At 73.6% G+C, this 19,462-nt stretch carries 15 protein-coding genes; 5 read left to right on the top strand and 10 right to left on the bottom strand.

Going from position 1 to position 19,462, the window contains the following annotated elements; all coding sequences use genetic code 11:
• Positions 1-255: 255 nt before the first annotated feature.
• Together ACWD5O_RS09130 and otsB are read left to right on the top strand one after the other, a co-directional pair.
• Entirely contained in the window at positions 256-1,656 is a 1,401-nt protein-coding gene (locus ACWD5O_RS09130; protein ID WP_074313851.1) for an alpha,alpha-trehalose-phosphate synthase (UDP-forming), read from the top strand.
• Positions 1,657-1,697: 41 nt separating this feature from the next.
• Entirely contained in the window at positions 1,698-4,259 is a 2,562-nt protein-coding gene (gene otsB, locus ACWD5O_RS09135; protein WP_354964022.1) for a trehalose-phosphatase, read from the top strand.
• A 465-nt stretch (positions 4,260-4,724) separates the two neighbouring features.
• Here otsB and cobA read toward each other — a convergent pair whose 3' ends face one another.
• The 3 genes from cobA to cobC all read right to left on the bottom strand — a co-directional run bounded on the left by cobA (position 4,725) and on the right by cobC (position 8,228).
• The gene (gene cobA / locus ACWD5O_RS09140) at positions 4,725-5,954 is read right to left on the bottom strand and encodes a uroporphyrinogen-III C-methyltransferase (protein ID WP_354963962.1); all 1,230 of its coding nucleotides are present in this window, start codon (positions 5,952-5,954) and stop codon (positions 4,725-4,727) included.
• Between the two features lie 76 nt (positions 5,955-6,030).
• Positions 6,031-7,125 carry a nicotinate-nucleotide--dimethylbenzimidazole phosphoribosyltransferase gene (cobT, locus tag ACWD5O_RS09145; protein ID WP_354963961.1) on the bottom strand — a complete coding sequence of 365 codons (1,095 nt, stop codon included), beginning with the start codon at positions 7,123-7,125 and terminating at the stop codon, positions 6,031-6,033.
• Positions 7,125-8,228 carry an Rv2231c family pyridoxal phosphate-dependent protein CobC gene (cobC, locus tag ACWD5O_RS09150; RefSeq protein WP_354963960.1) on the bottom strand — a complete coding sequence of 368 codons (1,104 nt, stop codon included), beginning with the start codon at positions 8,226-8,228 and terminating at the stop codon, positions 7,125-7,127. The genes cobT and cobC overlap by 1 nt, the downstream gene beginning before the upstream one ends.
• Before the next feature lie 121 nt (positions 8,229-8,349).
• On the opposite strand from cobC, the gene ACWD5O_RS09155 reads away from it, so the two are divergent.
• On the top strand, positions 8,350-10,482 hold the full coding sequence (locus ACWD5O_RS09155; protein WP_354963959.1) for a transglycosylase domain-containing protein: 2,133 nt from the start codon (positions 8,350-8,352) through the stop codon (positions 10,480-10,482).
• 10 nt (positions 10,483-10,492) lie between these two features.
• Here ACWD5O_RS09155 and ACWD5O_RS09160 read toward each other — a convergent pair whose 3' ends face one another.
• Positions 10,493-11,062, bottom strand: a complete 570-nt coding sequence (locus ACWD5O_RS09160) for a GNAT family N-acetyltransferase (protein ID WP_089019337.1) — start codon at positions 11,060-11,062, stop codon at positions 10,493-10,495.
• Positions 11,059-12,462, bottom strand: a complete 1,404-nt coding sequence (locus ACWD5O_RS09165; protein ID WP_354963958.1) for a cobyrinate a,c-diamide synthase — start codon at positions 12,460-12,462, stop codon at positions 11,059-11,061. Before ACWD5O_RS09165 ends, ACWD5O_RS09160 begins: the two co-directional genes overlap by 4 nt.
• Positions 12,463-12,634: 172 nt before the next feature.
• On the opposite strand from ACWD5O_RS09165, the gene ACWD5O_RS09170 reads away from it, so the two are divergent.
• Positions 12,635-13,456 (top strand): SURF1 family cytochrome oxidase biogenesis protein, encoded by an 822-nt coding sequence (locus ACWD5O_RS09170; RefSeq protein WP_354963957.1) that lies wholly within the window; start codon positions 12,635-12,637, stop codon positions 13,454-13,456.
• A 27-nt stretch (positions 13,457-13,483) separates the two neighbouring features.
• Here ACWD5O_RS09170 and ACWD5O_RS09175 read toward each other — a convergent pair whose 3' ends face one another.
• From ACWD5O_RS09175 to ACWD5O_RS09195, 5 genes are all read right to left on the bottom strand, one after another.
• Positions 13,484-15,076, bottom strand: a complete 1,593-nt coding sequence (locus ACWD5O_RS09175) for an ATP-dependent DNA ligase (protein WP_387326170.1) — start codon at positions 15,074-15,076, stop codon at positions 13,484-13,486.
• 84 nt (positions 15,077-15,160) lie between these two features.
• Positions 15,161-15,367, bottom strand: coding sequence for a hypothetical protein (locus tag ACWD5O_RS09180; protein ID WP_354963955.1), 207 nt, complete (start codon positions 15,365-15,367; stop codon positions 15,161-15,163).
• 77 nt (positions 15,368-15,444) lie between these two features.
• Positions 15,445-16,797: a dipeptidase gene (locus tag ACWD5O_RS09185; protein ID WP_387326231.1), complete on the bottom strand. Its 1,353-nt coding sequence runs from the start codon at positions 16,795-16,797 to the stop codon at positions 15,445-15,447.
• 36 nt (positions 16,798-16,833) lie between these two features.
• Positions 16,834-17,976 carry a M48 family metallopeptidase gene (locus ACWD5O_RS09190; protein ID WP_450084985.1) on the bottom strand — a complete coding sequence of 381 codons (1,143 nt, stop codon included), beginning with the start codon at positions 17,974-17,976 and terminating at the stop codon, positions 16,834-16,836.
• 106 nt (positions 17,977-18,082) lie between these two features.
• Positions 18,083-18,706, bottom strand: coding sequence for a uridine kinase family protein (locus ACWD5O_RS09195; RefSeq protein WP_450085057.1), 624 nt, complete (start codon positions 18,704-18,706; stop codon positions 18,083-18,085).
• Positions 18,707-18,994: 288 nt separating this feature from the next.
• Here ACWD5O_RS09195 and ACWD5O_RS09200 point away from each other — a divergent pair, with 288 nt between their 5' ends.
• On the top strand, positions 18,995-19,396 hold the full coding sequence (locus ACWD5O_RS09200) for a rhodanese-like domain-containing protein (protein ID WP_354964019.1): 402 nt from the start codon (positions 18,995-18,997) through the stop codon (positions 19,394-19,396).
• Positions 19,397-19,462 lie beyond the last annotated feature (66 nt).

Raw genomic sequence — 19,462 nt, forward strand, 5'->3', positions numbered from 1 at the left:
CGCCCGCCGCCACCGGCCGGGAGCCGGCCACGCGCACGCCATCGTCAATCCTGACAGGTACGGCCCGCTTCGCCCACATCACCCCGCCCCAGGAGTACGTCGTGCCGCTCACCGAGCCACCCTGTCAACAAGATCACGATTCCGATTCAGCCCACGCTGAGCGGGTACGGAACTCCGGCACGGGGCAACAGACGCCGCAGCTACGCTCAGTACGCTCATCGCGGTGGACCCGTCAGCACCCGGAGGTGGCCGATCGTGACCGTCCGTAGCTCCTTTGTCGTAGTGGCGAACCGCCTGCCGGTCGACGAGGTGAGCACACCCGAGGGACGGCAGTGGCGACGCAGCCCCGGCGGGCTCGTCACCGCGCTGCATCCCGTGCTCGCCGAGCACCAGGGCACCTGGGTCGGCTGGGCCGGCGGCACCGGCGCCGCCCCCGAGCCGTTCGACCTGGAGGGCATCCGGCTGCATCCGGTCCCGTTGAGCGCCGAAGAGTTGGAGCGCTACTACGAGGGCCAGTCCAACGCGACGATCTGGCCGCTCTATCACGACGCGGTGGAGACGCCGGCCTACAAGCGCCGCTGGCGGGAGGCGTACCGCCTGGTCAACGCCCGGTTCGCGGAGGCCGCGGCGGACGTCGCGGCCGAGGGCGCGACGGTCTGGGTGCAGGACTACCAGCTCCAGCTGGTCCCGGCGATGCTCCGGGAGCTGCGGCCGGACCTGCGGATCGGCTTCTTCCTGCACATCCCGTTCCCGCCGATCGAGCTGTTCATGCAGATGCCGTTCCGCACCGAGATCCTTCGCGGCCTGCTCGGCGCCGACCTGGTCGGCTTCCAGCAGCGGCTGGCCGCGCAGAACTTCGTCCGGCTGGCCCGGCACCTGCTCGGGCTCCGCTACGAGGGGCAGATGATCCAGGTCGACGGCCGGCAGGTGAAGGCGGGCGCCTTCCCCATCTCGATCGACACCCAGGAGATGGAACGGATGGCCGCCGACCCGGCGGTGCAGGCCCGTGCCAAGCAGATTCGGGCCGAGCTGGGCGACCCGAAGACGATAATCCTGGGCGTGGACCGGCTGGATTACACCAAGGGCATCGAGCTGCGGCTGAAGGCTTTTCGCGAGCTGCTGGCTGACGGAAAGTTGACAGTCCCGGACGCGGTTATGGTGCAGGTGGCCACGCCGAGCCGGGAACGCGTCGAGCACTACCAGGCGCTTCGGGTCAAGGTGGAGCGCGAAGTCGGTCGGATTAATGGTGAATTCGGCAGGGTCGGCGTGCCGGCGGTGCACTACCTGCATCAGTCGTACAGTCGCAGTGAACTGGCCGCGATGTACGTCGCTGCCGACGTCATGATGGTGACCCCGCTGCGAGACGGAATGAATCTGGTGGCCAAGGAGTACGTCGCATCGCGCGCCGACCAGGGTGGCGCGCTCGTGCTCAGTGAGTTCGCCGGCGCCGCCACCGAGCTGCGCCAGGCCTTTTTGTGTAACCCGCACGACCCGGACGCGGTCAAGGACGCCCTGCTCCGGGCCGTGCACGTGGAGAAAACCGAGGCACGCCGCCGGATGCGGACAATGCAACGTCACCTGCGTACCCACGACGTGGGGCACTGGGCCAAGTCTTTCCTCTCCGAGCTTGGAGTTTCCGAGGCGGAGGCCGCGTGAACACGTCCGTCAACGACGGAGCGGCGACCGCCACCGGGGTGATGGACCCCGAGCTGCGCTCCGCCATCGGCCGGATCGCCCGGGTCCCCCAGCTCCTGATCGCCTGCGACTACGACGGCACACTGGCGCCGATCGTGGAGGACCCGAGCACGGCCGTACCGCTGCCCGAGTCGGTGGCCGCGATCCGCGCGCTCGCCGCGCTGCCGCAGACCACCGTGGCGGTGATCTCCGGCCGGGCGCTGCGCGACCTGGCCGCGCTCTCCCGGCTGCCCAGCGAGGTGCACCTCGTCGGCAGCCACGGCTCCGAGTTCGACATCGGCTTCGTCGAGCGGCTCTCCCCCGAGCTGGTCGCCGTGCGCACCCGGGTGCGGAACGCGCTACGCGAGATCGCCGCCGAGCATCCCGGCATCCGCCTGGAGCGCAAGCCGGCCAGCGTCGCCGTGCACACCCGGGGGGTCGCTCCGCAGGTCGCCGCCGCTGCCATCGAGGCGGTACGCAACGGGCCGGCCACCTTCGACGGCGTCACGGTCACCCAGGGCAAGGAGGTCATCGAGCTCTCCGTGGTGGCCACCCACAAGGGCACCGCGATCGACCAGCTGCGGACCCAGCTCGCGGCCAGCGCCGTGCTCTTCATCGGTGACGACGTGACCGACGAGAACGCGTTCGGCAACCTGCACGGCCCGGACCTCGGCATCAAGATCGGTCCCGGGGACACCCAGGCCGGCTACCGGGTGGCCGAGCCGCTCGAAGCGGCCCGCGCGCTCGGGCTGCTGCTGGAGACCCGCCGGCACTGGCTGTTCGGCGAGCGGGCGGTGCCGATCGAGCGGCACTCCATGCTGGCCAACGGCCGCACCGTCGCGCTGCTCACCCCCGATGCCAAGGTCAGCTGGCTGTGTCACCCCAAGCCGGACTCGGCGGCGATCTTCGCCGACCTGGTCGGTGGCAGCCCGGCCGGCCACTTCAGCATCGTCCCGGAACGCGGCGGCATCCCGCTGGGCCAGCGCTACCGCTCCGGCACGATGACCGTGGAGACCCGGTGGTCCGGGCTCACCGTCACCGACTGGCTGGACAAGCCGGCCCGGGAGACCACCCCGGACGGCCCCGCGGTGATCACCGGCGACTCGACCCTGATCCGGGTGCTCACCGGCAGCGGCCGGGTTCGGGTGGAGTTCGCGCCGCGCCCCGAGTTCGGTCAGGTCGCCGTCCAGTTGCAGCCGCTCGGCGACGGCCTGCTGGTGCTCGGCTCCAACGAGCCGATCGCGCTCTACTCCCCGGGGGTGGAGTGGCAGGTCAACAATGACGGCGGCTACGAGACCGCCAAGGCGGTCGTCGACCTCTCCGCCGCCGGCGGGCAGGTCGTGCTGGAGCTGCGCTTCGCCACGCACAGCCTGGAGCACCACCGGGTGCCGATCCACGACCGGCAGGCCGCGGCCGAGCAGCCGTGGAAGGACTGGGTCGCCTCGCTGCGGCTGCCGTCCACCGCCCGCGACCTGGTCGCCCGCAGCGCGCTCACCCTGCGCGGGCTGTGCCACGAGGCGACCGGTTCGATCCTCGCCGCGGCGACCACCTCGCTCCCCGAGGAGCTGGGCGGCGTCCGCAACTGGGACTACCGCTACTGCTGGCTCCGCGACGCGGCGCTGACCGCCCGCGCGTTGGTCGACCTGGGTTCCATCGAGGAGGCCGAGGGGCTGCTGCGCTGGGTGGACGGCTGCATCGAACGCACCGGCGGCCACCCGGAGCGGTTGCACCCGCTCTACACCATCGACGGCTACGAGCTGGGCGCCGAGGCGGTCATCGACACCCTGCCCGGGTATGCCGGCTCCCGACCGGTCCGGGTCGGCAACCTCGCCAACCACCAGCTCCAGCTGGACGTCTTCGGCCCGATCTCCGACCTGATCGCGGCCGTCGCCGATGCCCGCGGCTCGGTCCGCGAGGACGAGTGGCGGGTGCTGGAGAACATGGTCGAGGCGGTCCGCCGCCGCTGGCACGAGCCCGACCACGGCATCTGGGAGGCCCGGCTCCCACCCCGGCACCACGTCTTCTCCAAGGTGATGTGCTGGATGACCGTCGACCGGGCGCTGCACGTGATGCGCCAGCACGGCGGCGAGGACCGGCCCGACTGGAAGGAACTCCGCGACCGGATCGCCGCCAACGTGCTGGAGCACGGCTGGCACGAGGAGGTCGAGGCGTACAGCGTCGCGTACGGCGACGAGGACATGGACGCCTCGTCGCTCTGGATCGGGCTGTCCGGCCTGCTTCCAGGCGACGACCCGCGCTTCCTGTCCACGGTGCTCCGGATCGAGGCGGACCTGCGCAGCGGCCCGGTCGTCTACCGCTACCACTGGGACGACGGCCTGCCGGGCCGCGAGGGCGGCTTCCACATCTGCACGGCGTGGCTGATCGAGGCGTACCTGCGCACCGGCCGCCGCACCGACGCCGAGGAGCTGTTCGCGCAGATGGTGCTCACCGCCGGCCCGACCGGGCTGCTCCCCGAGCAGTACGACCCGCTCGCCGAGCGCGGGCTGGGCAACCACCCGCAGGCGTACAGCCACCTCGGTCTGATCCGCTGCGCCCTGCTGCTGGACAACATGCTCAAGCAGTAGCCGATCGCCAGTTCAACGGCGGGCCGGAGCTTCACCGCTCCGGCCCGCCGTCTGTCCAGGGGCAGCGACCGGGGGGTGGCGCCTGCCGGGGGTCGGTGCCGCCGGCCCGGAGTCGGTGCCTCCGGCCGAGGAGCGTTGCCGGCGGGCCCGGGGTCGGCGCTGGCGACCGACGACCGGCGCCGCCGACCGAGGAGCGGGGACTACTCGCAAGCCCTTTGCTCTGCTTCAACCAACGCAACAGAGATGGCCTCTGGGTGTTGCGCCGGTTGAAGCAGAGCAAAGGAGGGCAGGAGGGTCCGCCGCCGGTGCCGCGCCGCTCGTTCCCGCCACCGCACGGCGAGGCACCGTGCACCGCGCGCCGCGGCATCGCACGGCCAAAGCACCGCACGGCCAAAGCACCGCCCACCGAGGCACCGCACGCCGGGAGCACCGCCCGCCGGAGCCCCGCATCGAGGCCGGCTGACGTCAGGTGTCCAGCGCGTGCACCACGTCGCCCACCACGACGACCGCGGGCGGGCGCAGGTCGGCGGTGAGCAGGTCGCCGGCCACCGCGCCGAGCGTCGACCGCAGCACCCGCTGGGCGCCTGTCGTGGCCTCCTGGACGATGGCGGCTGGCGTCTGCGGCGACCGGCCGTGTGCGATCAGAGTGGCCGTGATGGCGGCGAGGTTCTTCAACCCCATGAGGATCACCAGGGTGCCTCGCAACCCGGCGAGCGCCTCCCAGCGCACCAGCGAGGCCGGTGAGTCGGGCGCGACGTGCCCGGAGACCACGGTGAACTCGTGCGCCACCGCCCGGTGGGTGACCGGGATATTGGCGGCGGCGGGGGCGGCTATCGAGCTGGTCACTCCGGGGACCACGGTCACCGGTACGCCGGCCGCCGCGCACGCCAACAGCTCCTCGCCGCCCCGGCCGAAGACGTACGGGTCACCGCCCTTGAGCCGGACCACCAGGGCGCCGGACCGGGCACGGTCCACCAGGATCCGGTTGATCTCCTCCTGGGCCCGGGACGGTCCGTAGGGGATCTTCGAGGCATCCACCAGCTCGACGTCGGCGCGTAGCTCGTCCAGGAGCAGCCCGGGCACCAACCGGTCGGCGACCACCACGTCCGCCTCGGTCAGCAGCCGCCAACCCTTCACGGTGATCAGCTCGGGGTCGCCCGGACCCGCCCCGACTAGCGCCACCCGCCCGCCCGCGTCAGGAAGGGACCCTTCCACTACCGCAGGTGTTAGCAGGGGGCCCTTCCTTGCGCTCAGGAGGTCGCGGATGGCGTCCCGGACGGTCATCGCGCGGCGCGGGTCGCCGCCGCCGAGCACCGCCACGGTGACCGGGCCGTGCCGGGTCACCGCCGGGGTCCAGGCGGTGGCCGCCAGGCGGTCGTCGGCCCGGACGCAGAAGATCCGGCGCTCGGCGGCGACGGCGCTCACCGAGGCAGCCGCGACCGGGTCGTCGATGGCCACCTGGACCAGCCACGCCCCGTCCAGGTCAGCCGGCTCGAACCGGCGGGGCACCCAGCGCAGCCGGTTTGCGTCCGCCCGGGCGCGCAGCGCCGGGGTCAGCTCCGGTGCCACCAGCAGGACGTCCCCGCCGGCGTCCAGCAGCGCCGGGACACGTCGGGTGGCGACGGCGCCACCGCCCACCACGACCACCCGCCGCCCGTCGAGCCGCAGGCCGAGGGGGTACGGGTTGGTGCTCACGCCGCCTCCTCGCCCCGCCGGGCGGCGATGCCGGGCACCGCACCGCCGAGCCGGATCGTCCGCTCGCCGGGTCTGCTCACTTCTCCGCCACGCCCGCCGAGTCGAAGGTGGCCACCTCGTGCAGCACCCGAACCGCGCCGGTGACCACCGGCAGCGCCAGCAGCGCTCCGGTGCCCTCCCCGAGGCGCAGCCCCAGGTCGATCAGCGGGTCGAGGCCGAGGTGGCGCAGCGCCACCGTCGCGCCCGGCTCGGCCGAGCGGTGGCCGGCGACCATGGCGCTGACCGCGTCCGGGGCGAACGCGGCGGCGGCGAGGGCGGCGGAGACCGCGATCACCCCGTCCAGCAGCACCGGTGTGCGGCGCGCCGCGGCGCCCAGGATCAGCCCGGCCAGGGCGGCGTGCTCCAGGCCGCCGACGGCGGCCAGCACACCCAGCGGGTCGGCCGGGTCGGGCGCGTGCCGGGCCAGCGCGGCCCGCACCACGGCCACCTTGCGGGCGTACGTCGGGTCGTCGACCCCGGTTCCTCGGCCGGTGGCGTCGAGCGGGTCGGCGCCGGTGAAGGCGGCGATCAGCGCAGCGGCCGGCGTGGTGTTGCCGATGCCCATGTCGCCGGTGAGCAGGATGGCCGCCCCAGCGTCGATCAACTCGTCGGCGATCCGGATGCCGGTCTGCACCGCCGCCCTCGCCTCGTCCCGGGTGAGCGCGGCGGTCACCGCGAGATCCCGGGTGCCCCGGCGAACGCACGCGGCGACCAGCCGGGGCGTGGACGGGTCGAGGACGACCGGGCCGGATGCCTCAGCGGCCGGCTGAGCGGGCAGCGGCGTGGCCACGCCGACGTCGACCACGGTGACCGAGGCGCCCGCCTGCCGGGCGAAAGCGTTGACCACCGCACCGCCGGCCAGGAAGTTGCCGATCATCTGCCCGGTGACCTCCTGCGGCCACGGAGTCACCCCCTGGGCGTGCACCCCGTGGTCCCCCGCGAAGATCGCCACCGCGGCCGGCTCGGGCAGGGGCGGCGGGCAGGCACCGGCCAGGCCGGCGAGGCGTACTGACAGCTCCTCCAGCGCGCCCAGGGAGCCGGCCGGCTTGGTGAGCCGGCCGTGCAGCGCACGGGCGTCGGCCATCGCCGACTCGTCCGGCGGTTGGATCGCCGCGATCGTGGTCTCCAGCATCATGCCTCCATGGTCTCGCGCAGCACCTCGATGAACGCATCGGTGGTGGATCGGTCGCGCACCGCCACCCGCAGCCAGTCCGGGCCGAGCCCAGGGAACGTGTCACCCCGGCGTACCGCCCAGCCACGCTCGCGCAAAGTCGCCCGGACGCGGGTCGCTCCGGGCAGGTGCAGCAGCACGAACGCGCTGGCCGGGCGGCCGACGACGCGTACACCGGGCAGGTCGGCCAGGCGGGCGGTCAGGTGGTCGCGGTCGGCGGCGAGGTCGGCGGCGATCGCGCGTTCGGCCTGGACCGCGACGGGGGTGGCGCAGGCCGACGCGGCGGCCAGCGCCGGTGTGGAGACCGCCCAGAGCGGCTGGACGGCGGCCAGCCGGGACAGCAGCTCCGGTGCGCCGAGCAGGTAGCCGATGCGCAGGCCGGCCAGGCCCCAGGTCTTGGTGAGGCTGCGCAGCACGAGCAGCCCGGGCAGGTCGCGCCGCTCGGCCAGCGACTCCGGTTCGCCGGGTCGCCCGGGTACGGCGGTGGTGTCGGCGAACGCCTCGTCGACCACCAGGATCCGACCCGGTCGGGCCAGCGCGGCCAGGGTGCGCGCCGGGTGCAGCACCGAGGTCGGGTTCGTCGGGTTGCCGATCATCACCAGGTCGGCGTCGGCGGGCACCCGGTCCGGGTCGAGCCGGAAGTCGTCGGCGGCGTCCAGCAGCACCCGCTCCACCGGGTGCCCGGCGGCTCGCAGCGCCGCCTCCGGCTCGGTGAACTGGGGGTGCACCACGACCGGCCGGCGGACACCGCGCAGCGCCTGGGCGATCAGCACGAACCCCTCGGCGGCGCCGGCGGTGAGCAGTACCTCGTCCGGGTGACGCCGGTGCCGGGCGGCGACCGCGGCTCGGGCCGGTGCCGGGTCCGGATATCGGCCCAGGTCGCTGAGGGTGGCGGTGATCGGGTCGGCCAGCCAGTCCGGCAGCGGTGCCTGGCGGACGTTGACGGCGAGGTCGACCAGGCCGGCACCGACCTCCACGTCGCCGTGGTGTCCCAGGTCCGGCTCGGGAACTGCGGCCGGTCCGGTCCCGGCGACCGGTGCCACTCCGCTCGGCTGATCACGCATGTCCGCGATCCTGCCGGGAAGGTCGCCGATGGAACAGCTGATCTCCGCGTAAGCCGCGTCACCACCCGCCGGTTTATGAGTTCTTCTCATGTACGAATCGGAAATGTCATAACTTGGCCACGTGAGCAACCGACCCCTTGCTGCCGCTGGTCGACTCGTCCCTCTCCTCCGCGCCGGGCTGATCGCCGGCATCGTGATCGCCGCCGCCGCGTACCCGCTGGTCGCCCTCACCGGGCTCGGCGCGAAGGCCACCGCGCACGCCGTGGAGCAGAAGACCAGGCTGCTGACCACCGCCCTGCCCGCCGAGACCTCGTACCTCTACGCCCCGGACGGCAAGACCGTGCTGACCATGTTCTACGAGGAGTACCGGCAGTACACCAAGCTGTCGGACATGTCGCCGAACATCCAGCAGGCGATCGTCGCCGCCGAGGACTCCCGCTTCTACCAGCACCACGGCGTCGACCCGAAGGGCGTGGCCCGGGCCTTCGTGGCCAACACCCGCTCCAGCGGCGTCTCCCAGGGCGCCTCCACTCTGACCATGCAGTACGTCCGGATGGCCCTGCGGGACAGCGCGACCACCCCCAAGGAGGTCCAGGAGGCCACCCAGCAGACCAGCCTGCGCAAGGTCAAGGAGATGCGGATGGCGCTGGACCTGGAGAAGGAGATGAGCAAGGAGCAGATCCTGGAGCGCTACCTGAACTCGGCGTACTTCGGGCACCGGGCGTACGGCATCTACGCGGCCAGCGAGATCTTCTTCTCCAAGACCCCGAAGGACCTCACCCCCGTCGAGGCGGCCACCCTCGCCGGGCTGGTCAAGTCGCCGTCGGAGTACGACCCGGCCGACTCCGACCAGAAGGAGGCCACCGGGCGGCGCAACTACGTCCTGGACCGGATGAGCCAACTCGGCTACCTCTCCCCCGACTCGGCCGCCGCCGCGAAGACCGAACCGATCCGGCTGAAGCTGACCAGCCCGCCGAACGACTGCGCCGCGGTGTCGGAGAAGTACAACAGTTGGGGCTTCGCCTGCGACTACCTGAAGAACTGGTGGAGCGCGCAGCCCGCGTTCGGGGCGAACCGGCTGGAACGGATGGACAAGCTGCGCCGAGGCGGCTACCGGATCGTGCTCAGCATCGACCCGAAGATCCAGGAGGCGGCGGAGAAGAACGTCGGCAGCAAGGAGAGCACCGGCAGCCCGTTCGCCAACGGCATCGTCGTCTCCGAGCCCGGCACCGGACGGGTCAAGGCGATGGCGGTGAACCGGGCGTACTCGCTGGACCTGAGCGAGAATCCGCTGAGCTCCAACCCGGAGGCCGGGCCGAAAGTGAAGGCGAACTATCCGAACACGGTGGCACCCCTGCTCGGCGGCGGTGACCTGCCGGGCTACCAGGCGGGATCGACGTTCAAGATGTTCCCGATGCTGGCCGCGCTCAACGACGGGATGCCGCTGTCCACCGAGATCAACTCTCCGTACCGCTACCAGTCGCGGGTCTACGACGGCTGGGCCCCATCCAACGCCAGCGGCGCCATGACCGGCCGGCAGACCATGTGGTCCGGGTTCGGCAAGTCGGTGAACACGTTCTTCGTGCAGCTGGAGGAGAAGATCGGGGCGGAGAAGGGGGTCCGCCTCGCCGAGCAGCTCGGGCTTCGCTGGCGGACCGACGTGGACCGGGACCACGCCTCCCCTACCAAGGCGAACAAATGGGGTGCGTTCACCCTGGGTGTCTCCGACGCCACCCCGCTGGAGATGGCGAACGCGTACGCCGCCATCGCCGCCGACGGCCGGTACTGCGAGGCGATCCCGGTGCAGGCGATCATGAACCGGGACGGCACGCCGACCACGTACGCCACCGCCAGCGGCATCCACCGCGAGGTCGCCAAGCCGCGCTGCCGGCAGGTGGTCAGCGCGGACGCCGCCCGGGCGGCCACCGACGCCGCCCGCTGCCCGACCGGGGACACCCCGGCACGCGGGGGCTGCGGCGGCTGGTCCACCGCCGACAGCGTCCGGGGTACGGTCGGGCGCCCCGTGGCCGGCAAGACCGGTACCACCGACAGCACCCGGTCCGCCTGGTTCGTCGGCTACACCCCGGAGTTGGCCGCGGCGAGCTTCATCTCCGACCCGGACAACCCGTTCAACGCGGTGGGCGACGGGCAGTCCCAGATCCCGATCGCGGCGGTCGCGGAGACCCTGCGCGACGGACTGAAGGGCCAACCGACCCGCCAGTTCACCGCGCCCTCGGACGCCATCGTCGGGTGACCGGCACGGGTCAGCGCAGGTCGGCGGCGACGAACGACCAGAGTTCGAGGTCCACCCGGCCGCCGCGGACGAACCCGGCGTTGCGTAGCAGGCCCTCGTAACTGAAGCCGGCCTTCTCGGCGACGCGGCGGGAGGCCAGGTTGCCGGGGGCCACGCGCAGCTCGACCCGCTGGAAGCCGTGCTCCAGGATCAGCGCGATGGCCACCGCGTCCACGGCCTCGGCCGCCAGGCCGAACCCGCGCGCGTGCGGCGCCATCGCGTAGGAGATCTCGGTGGCCCGGGCGCCCCAGTCGGTGCGCCGGGTCCACAGCGAGCCCACCACCTGGCCGTCCTCCCGGCGGAGCACCGCCCAGTGGTCCCCGTCGCCGCTGTCGCGCCGCTGCCGTGCCAGGTCGGTGCACCATGCGTGCCCGTCGATCGGGCCGGAGTCGTCGGCCAGCGGCAGCCAGCGCCGGGTCAGCTTGTCGGCGAAGATCTCCCCGACCGCCGCCGCGTCGGCCGCGGTGTGCCGCCGCACCTCGGTGCGCGGGGTGGAGACGGTCAGCGCCGGGAAGCGGCGCACCGCCACCTGACCGATCACGCCGGCACCCCGCCGGGTTCCACGGGCACCGCCTCGGCCGCCGGGTCGGCTGCCGCCGCCGCGACCAGCCGGGCGGCGGTCGCCGGGTGGCCGGCCCAGTGCAGGGTGAGCTGCGAGGCGTGCACGTTGCGCCAGACGAAGCCCTCCGGCGTGCCGCCGTCCCAGCTCCACGCCGGGCGTTGACCGGATCGCGGGGTGAGCACCGCCCGGTGCTCCTTGTGCCCGACCAGCACCGTGCCGCTCGCGGCGACCACGCTGTCGGTCTGGGCGGTGGCCTCGCGGTAGCCCACCACCAGGCCGTCCCGGCTGACGCCGACCGCGTCCAACACCCCGCACATCGGCAGGCCGTCCAGCTCCCGGGCCAGCCAGAGCAGGCCGGTGCCCTCGGCGACCACCGGACGCCCGGTGCGCGCCAGCTCGGCCACGGCGATGCAGAGCCGCCGGTTGGCGGACAGCTGCTCGGCGTACGCCTCGGGCAGCGCGCCGCCGACGACCAGCGCACGGGTGCCGGCCGGCAGCGCCTCGTCGCGCAGCGGATCGAGCGTGACCACCTCGGCGCCGGCGGCCCGCAGCAGCTCGGCGGTCTCCGGATGGCTGAAGCTGCTGCCCGGCCCGCCGGCGAGCGCCACCAGCGGGCGGTCCGCCGGGACCGTCACCGGACCGAGCGCCTCCTCCGGCGACCACGCCGAGGCGGGCAGCGGCGGAGCGGAGCGGGCCAGCCCGAGCAGCCGTTCCAGGTCGACCGTGGCGGCGACGGCCTCGCCCAGCCGGCGGACCGCGCGGGCGGCGTCGGCGGACCCGCCGACCACCGGAACCACGCCGTGCCGGCGCGACGGCAGCACCGCCGGCAGGTCCTGCCGGCGCAACGCGCCGTAGACCGGCACGTTCACGTCATCCAGCGCCTCGCGCAGCATCCCCTCGTGCCGCGAGGACGCCACCCGGTTGAGGATCACCCCGCCGAGCCAGAGCTGCTCGTCGTACGAGCGGAAACCGTGCACCAGGGCGGCCACCGACTGACCCATCGCGGCCACGTCGACCACGAGCACCACGGGGCTGCGCAGCGCGGCGGCCGCGGCGGCGGTGGACTCCTGTTCCGGGCGGCCGCCGACCGAGTCGTACAGGCCCATGCTGCCCTGCACCACGGCGAGCCCCGCGCCCTCGGCGCCGTGCGCGACCAGCGGAGCGAGCCGGTCGACGCCGACCAGCCGGGGATCGATCGACCGGCCCGGCCGACCGGAGGCGAGACCGAGGTAGGCGGCGTCGACGTGATCCGGGCCGAGCTTGAACCCGGCGACGTCGACACCCCGCTCGGCGAGGGCGGCGAGCAGCCCGATAGCCAGCGCGTTCTTGCCGTGCCCGGAGGACGGCGCGCTGAGCACCAGGCGCGGCACGACGGTCATCATCGACTCCTCGCGGGGGCGGCGGGTACGCGACGGCGGACCGGTTGGACCGATCCGTCCGCGTGACGATACCCGCCCCGCCCGACACGCGAGCACCGCCGATCGGGGCCGGTTGGGCCGTCGCGGCCCGGTCCAGGTCAGTGGCGTCGGTCATACGGGTAGCCTCGTTGCCGTGTACCGGTTCCTGCTGAGCCCACGCTGGCTGGGCGCTCTCGCCCTGACCCTGGTCGCCGCCGCGGTCATGGTCCTGCTCGGCAACTGGCAGCTGGACCGCTACCGGGGGCGCACCGAGGTCAACGAGCGGATCGACGCCGGCCTGCGGATGGCCCCGGCTCCGCTGGCCGAGGCGCTGCGCGCTCCCGCCGGCGGCCCGGGAACGGTCGGCCCGGCCCCCGCCGAGGACAAGGTGTGGACCCGGGTCACCGTCAGCGGCCGGTACGACCCGACGAACACCGTCCTGGTCCGTGGCCGGACGGTGGACAGCCGGGTCGGCTTCGAGGTGCTCACCCCGCTGGTGCTCGCCGACGGCACGGCGCTGCTGGTGGACCGGGGTTGGGTCCCGCCGGCGCCGGGTGGGGCGATGGCCCAGCCGACGGTGCCCGCCGCGCCGACCGGTGACGTGAAGGTGGTCGGCCGGGTGCACGAGACCGAGAGCGGCGCCGGCGCGGTGAACCGCCGCGACGGACGGCTGGAGACCCGACGGGTCGGGGTGTCCCGGCTGGCCCGCGAACTGCCCTACCCGGTGTACGGCGCCTACCTGCTGCTGGACGAGCAGACTCCGGCGGCCGACCCGGTGTTCAAGGCGGTGCCGGTCGGGCACACCAACAACTGGCAGAACTTCGGCTACGTCGTGCAGTGGTGGCTCTTCGCCGTGATGGCCCTGTTCGGCTACGGCTGGGTGGCCCGCCGGGAGGCCCGCCGGGCCGCCGGCATCGGCACCACGTCAGCCCCGTTGGACCGGGCCGCCGAGCCGACGCCGAGCGCGTCCGCCTGACCGCCTGACCTCGGCCGGTGCGGCCGGTCAGCCGGTGGGACGGCCGGCGTGGATGGCGCGGACCGCGTCGATGGTGTCCGCCTCGGCGGCGGACTTGTCGTCGCGATACCGCACCACGCGGGCGAACCGCAGCGCCATCCCGCCCGGATAGCGCGAACTCGTCTGCACCCCGTCGAAGGCGATCTCCACCACCTGCTCGGGGCGGACCCGGACCACCCAGTCGCCGCGCTCCACCGCGAGGTCGAGGAAGCGCTCGGTCTGCCAGCGCAGCAGCTCGTCGGTGAGCCCCTTGAACGTCTTGCCGAGCATCACGAAGTCGCCGGTGCGCGGGTCCCGCGCGCCGAGGTGCAGGTTGGACAACCAACCCTGCCGCCGGCCGCTGCCCCACTCGACGGCGAGCACCACCAGGTCGAGGGTGTGCCGGGGTTTGACCTTGACCCAGGCCGCGCCGCGCCGACCGGCGTCGTAGGGCGCGTCCGGCGCCTTGACCACCACGCCCTCCTGGCCGGCGTCGATGGCGGCGGCGAACGCCGCACCCGCCTGCTCCGGGTTGTCAACCTCCAGCCGCCCGACCAGCAGCGACGCGTCCACCGCGCCGGCGAGCGCCGCCCACCGCTCCCGGCCGGGCAGGTCGATCAGATCCTGGCCGTCGAGGTGCAGCAGGTCGAAGAAGTACGGCGTCAGCACGGTCTCGCCGGCGCTGGCGGCGGCCGCGAGCACCGCCGGGGCGACCGGTGTGCGCCCCGTGGTGCTGGGTGTGGTGCGCCGGGCGGCCCGGCTGGACGTCTGCTGGAACGGCAGGGGGCGGCCGGTCTCGTCCAGGCCGATCGCCTCGCCGTCGAGCACCAACTCCCGGCCGGGCAGGGCGCGGACCGCAGCGACCACCTCGGGCACCCGGGTGGTGATCTCGTCGAGGCTGCGGGTGAAGACGGCGATGTCGGCGCCGGAGCGGTGCACCTGGATGCGGATGCCGTCGAGCTTCACGTCGACCACCGCCGGCGCGCCGGTCGCGGCCAGCGCCTCATCGACCGAGGGGGCGCTCTGGGCGAGCATCGGCGCCAGCGGACGGCCGACCCGCAGGCCGAACCCGGCCAGCTCGGCGGCGCCTCCGGCCATGGCGGCCACCGCCACCGCGCGCAGGTCACCGGCGAGCAGCAGGGCTCGACGGACCACCGCCACCGGCACCTCGGCCGCCCGGGCCACCGCGTCGGCGAGCAGCCCGGCCTGGGCGCCCTGCCGCAGCTCACCGCTGAACAGGTTGGTGAGCAGCCGCTGCTCCTCGGCCGTCGCCGCCGCGTAGAGGGCCCCGAGCAGCGCACGGCGTCGTGCCTGCGAGCCCGCGCCGTGCACCGCGGCGATCTGCTCGATGGCCGCGTCGACGGCGGCCACGGTCAACGTCGGCTCGGCGGCCGGCGGCGGCAGGTCACGCAGGCTCGCATAACCCACGCCGGTCTGCCGCTGACGCAGCTCACCGGCGAGATAGCCGGCGCCGGGCTCCACCTCGGCCGGGTCGAGACGGCGCAGCGCGTCGGCGAGCAACTCCACCTTGGCGCGCCGGCCGCTGGTGGCGCCGACGGCGGCGGACGTGGCTGCCAGGTCGAGGAACCGCACGAGCCTCATCCTGCCAGTCGCCCCCGACACCGCCCGGGCATTGCCATGCCCGGGCGGTGTCGGCAGGGTGCCGCCGCCCACGTGGACGGCGGATCAGGCGGAGACGGGTTCCTCGATGCGCAGCCCCCGGGCGCGGACCTCGCCGGCGACCCGGGAGAGCACCGAGTCGAGGGCGACCAGGGCGGTGGAGAGCTCACCGAGCTGTTCTTTGAGCGTGTCCTCGGACCACGCGGAGACGTCGACGTCCCCCAGCGCGCTGACAGCGGCCCCCAACCGGGCCATCACCTCGTTCGTACTCATGTTCGAAAGGCTATAACAGCCCCGCGCCCGACACACCGCAAACTCCCAGATCAGACCGGAAGTTACGGTTCCGACACCTAACTCCCGTTCGTGCCCGCCGCGGCCACCTTGCCCAACAGCAGCGCCTCGGCCAGGCAGACCCGGGCGAACTCCCCGAGGTGCAGGCTCTCGTTCGGGCCGTGCGCGCGGGCGTGCGGGTCCTCCACACCGGTGACCAGGATCGCCGCCTTGGGGAACATCTCCTGGAAGGTGGCGATGAACGGGATCGACCCGCCGACGCCGATGTCCACCGGATCGGTGCCGTCCCAGGCCTCCCGGAACGCCGAGCGGGCGGCGTCGAACATCGGCCCGGACGCGTCGATCACGCAGGGGTCGCCGTCGTGCTCGAAGGAGACCGTCACCTGCGCGCCCCACGGCGCGTGCTTCTCCAGGTGCGCGCGCACCGCCGCGTACGCCCGCTTGGGGTCGTCGCCCGGGGCGAGGCGGATGCTCAGCTTCGCCTTCGCAGACGGGACCAGGGCGTTCGGCGCCTCGCCGGTGGACGGCGCGTCGATGCCGAGCACCGCCAGCGCGGGCTTGGTCCAGAGCCGGTCGGTGATCCGGCCGCTGCCGATGAACTGCACGCCCTCGGCCAGCCCGGCCTCGCCCCGGATCCGGTCCTCCGGGTAGTCGACGGTGGCGCCCTCGCGGCCGATGAGCCCGTCCACCGCCACGTCACCGGCGTCGTCGTGCAGGGTGGCCAGCAGCCGGACCAGCGCGGTGAGCGCGTCCGGGACGGCACCGCCGAACATGCCGCTGTGCACCGCGTGGTCCAGCGTGCGGACCTCGACGAAGCAGTTGACGATGCCGCGCAGCGAGGTGGTCAGCGCCGGTACGCCGATGTCCCAGTTGCCGGAGTCGGCGATCACGATGACGTCCGAGGCGATCTCGTCGCGGTGCTCGTCCAGCAACCGCTCCAGCGAGTCGGAGCCGTACTCCTCCTCGCCCTCGATGAAGAGGACCACGCCGACCGGCAGCGCGTCACCGTACGCGCGCAGCGCCGCGATGTGCGCCATGATACCGGCCTTGTCGTCGGCCGCGCCGCGACCGTAGAGCCGGCCGTCCCGCTCGACCGGTTCGAACGGGTCGGACTCCCACAGCGACCGGTCGCCGACCGGCTGCACGTCGTGGTGGGCGTAGAGCAGCACGGTGGGCGCACCGGCCGGGGCGGCACGGCGGCCGATCACCGCGGGCTGCCCGCCGGAACGCACGATGTCGACGTCCAGGCCACACCCGCGCAGCAGTTCGGCGACCGCCTCGGCGGAGCGCTCCACGTGTGAGTGGTCGAAGCCCTCGAAGGCGATGCCGGGGATGCGGACGAGTCGTTCCAGGTCGGCCCGGACACCGGGCATCTCCCGCTCGACGGCGGCCCGCACCTGGGACTCGGACATGATCGGTGTGGTCATGACCGGCATCGTATGCCGGCCTTACCCGGGCGTGCCGGCCGAGCCCGTACTGTCACCGGCTCCCGGGCCGGCACCCGCCGTCGCGCCGGGCGCGGTCCGGCCCGCGCGGTGCGCGCGGCCGGCGGCCTCGGTGGCGGCGTCCATCCAGGAACGGGCCCGGCCCGCGGTGCCGCCCACCCACTCACCGACGTCGCTGGCGCCGTCGCCGAGCCGACGCAGCAGCCCGACCAGCGGGTCGGTGGACCGGCTGAACTCCTCCCGGTACGACTCGGCCGCCGCCTTGATCTCCTCCGAGACGCTGGTCGAGCCGTCGTCGTCGCGGCGCGGGTAGTCCCCGGCCAGCACCCGCCCGTACGCCCCGGAGTCGATCCACTGCCGCAGCTGGGCGGCGCGCGCCACCGGCACCGGGTGCGTGCTCCACGCGGTCATCCGGATCTTGTGCAGGCTGTCCCGCAGGTCGCCGCCACCGGCGTACTCGGCCGCCTGCTCCAGGAAGGCGGTGGTGTCGATCTGGGACAGGTCGCCGCCACCGGCGAGCTTCATCAGCAGCCGCAGGGCGGCCGCCGGGTCCTCCCCGGCGAGCAGACCGGCCCGGTCGGCGGAGAGCTCCGCCTTGCGCCACCACTCCAGCATCGCCGCGATGATCGCGCGCAGCGCGAACGCGCCGACCGGCAACCAGCTCAGGTTTGCCGCCCAGCGGGTGAGGATCATGAGCATCGTCTTGTAGACGGCGTGCCCGCTGCCGACGTGCCCCAGCTCGTGGCCGAGCAGGCAACGCAGCTCGTCCTCGTCGAGCTCCTGCACGCAGGCGGAGTTCAGCACGATGAACGGCCGGTCCAGGCCGACCGCCTCGGCGCCCAGCCAGGGCGACTGCGTCACGTACAGCTCAGGCAGCTCGGCGACGTCGAGCGCCGCGGCGGCCTCGGTGTAGCGCTGCCAGACCGCCGGGTACTGCCGGTGGTCGACCCGGATGCCCGAGGCCAGCACGGAGAGCCGGAAGCCGCGCTCGTTCCACATGCCGAAGAACGCCCGCACCACGTCGTCGAAACCCCGCAGCTCACGCAGCGCGACCAGGGCGCCCCGGTCGGCCGGGTGCTCCCAGGCCCGCGAGCTGATGCCGGTGAGGGTGATGCGGCGCCGCGCGGGCGAATCCGCTGCCGACATGATGAGTCCCCCGTTCGCCGCGCCCTGAGCCTTCTCGGATCGTGCCGTGGCCGATGGCAGCCTCCTCGCATCGTGCCGCAGCCGGTGGCACACGTCCATGCCCCGCTCAGCGGATGCGCACGTAGTACCGGTCCGCGTCGTGCGGCAACCTCGGCGCGCCGTCGACCACCAGGTCGACCCCGGTTGCCGTGTGGTCGGCGACGAAGTGCGCACGTTCCCCGTCGTGCCAGCGACGCAGCTCGGGCAGGATCTCCGGCCCGTCGCGCTCGACCGCGCGGGCCAGCCGCAACGAGGCGGGCGCGGTGACGAAGGCGGCCAGGGTCACCTCCGGCCGGACAACCGCGCGTGCCGCGCTGACCCCCTCCAGGATCAGCACCGGCGCGACCGGCACCGGGACCGGGCGGGGCAGGAAGCATCGCCGCACCCAGCTGTAACGCCGGTAGGAGCCGGGCCGCCCCGCACGCAGCGGATCCAGCACCCACTCATCGAGCCGGGGCCAGAAGGTGAGTTGGTCGTCCCAGCCGTCGAGCAGGTCGTCGGTGTGCACCACCGGCGGCCGGGCACCGCCGGGAAGCGCCGCCAGGGCGTCCGCGAGGTGCACGGCGAACCGGCTCTTGCCCGCGCCGCTCGGCCCGTCGACCGCGACCAGCCGGGTCCGCCCCAACCGCGCCGGGCCCGCGACAACCCGGCGCGCCAGCATGGAGTACGCCTCGACGACCGCCACCGGCAGCACCCCGTCCACGCCGCTCCCCGTCACCCCGCTCCCAGTCACCCCGCCAAGTCCACACGATCGACTTGCGATCACGGAAACCGGGGTATCCCACCGACAGGGACACCACGACTTCAAGGAAGCCGAGTCGATCGTGCCTGATCGAGGTGGCCGCAACTCGTCCGGCTGACCGCCACGACCGGGCACCGTCACGTCCGAGGGATTTGGGGCGACGACGGGTGATGCGCGGCCCGTTCGCCGCCCGACGCGCACCCGAATCGGCATGATCGGGTGGTGCTCCGAGACGTGATGAGCCCCGGCATCGACGCCCTGCTCGAACAGGCGCGCGCCGGGCTGCACCGACTGACTCCGCAGCAGACCGTCGAGGCGGTCCGCTGCGGCGCGCTGCTGGTCGACACCCGTACCGAGATGCAGCGCCGCGACCAGGGCGACCTGCCCGGGGCGGTCGTCATCGACCGGACGGTGCTGGAGTGGCGACTCGATCCGGCCAGCGAATGGCGGATTCCGGAGGCCACCGGCTACGACCGGGAAATCGTGCTGGTGTGCCGGGAGGGCTACAGCTCCAGCCTGGCCGCCGCCAGCCTGCAGACGCTCGGGCTGCGCCGGGCCACCGACATGATCGGCGGCGTCGACGCGTGGCTCACCGCCGGCCTTCCCACCACCGACCGCCCCGCCGACGTCCGGCACTGACGCCGACGCCGGTCCGGGGACGCGGTGGCCGAACGGGCGGCGTCGCCGGTCCGGGGACGCGGTGGC

The sequence above is a fragment of the Micromonospora sp. NPDC005161 genome (assembly GCF_053599855.1).

Bases quoted from the DNA above. Each gene is read 5' to 3' on its own strand.
- ACWD5O_RS09180 (WP_354963955.1), bottom strand. From the start codon at position 15,367: ATGAGTACGAACGAGGTGATGGCCCGGTTGGGGGCCGCTGTCAGCGCG.
- otsB (WP_354964022.1), top strand. From the start codon at position 1,698: ATGGACCCCGAGCTGCGCTCCGCCATCGGCCGGATCGCCCGGGTCCCC.
- cobT (WP_354963961.1), bottom strand. From the start codon at position 7,125: ATGCTGGAGACCACGATCGCGGCGATCCAACCGCCGGACGAGTCGGCG.
- ACWD5O_RS09165 (WP_354963958.1), bottom strand. From the start codon at position 12,462: ATGACCGTCGTGCCGCGCCTGGTGCTCAGCGCGCCGTCCTCCGGGCAC.
- ACWD5O_RS09190 (WP_450084985.1), bottom strand. From the start codon at position 17,976: ATGTCGGCAGCGGATTCGCCCGCGCGGCGCCGCATCACCCTCACCGGC.
- ACWD5O_RS09185 (WP_387326231.1), bottom strand. From the start codon at position 16,797: ATGTCCGAGTCCCAGGTGCGGGCCGCCGTCGAGCGGGAGATGCCCGGT.
- cobC (WP_354963960.1), bottom strand. From the start codon at position 8,228: ATGCGTGATCAGCCGAGCGGAGTGGCACCGGTCGCCGGGACCGGACCG.
- ACWD5O_RS09175 (WP_387326170.1), bottom strand. From the start codon at position 15,076: ATGAGGCTCGTGCGGTTCCTCGACCTGGCAGCCACGTCCGCCGCCGTC.
- ACWD5O_RS09200 (WP_354964019.1), top strand. From the start codon at position 18,995: ATGAGCCCCGGCATCGACGCCCTGCTCGAACAGGCGCGCGCCGGGCTG.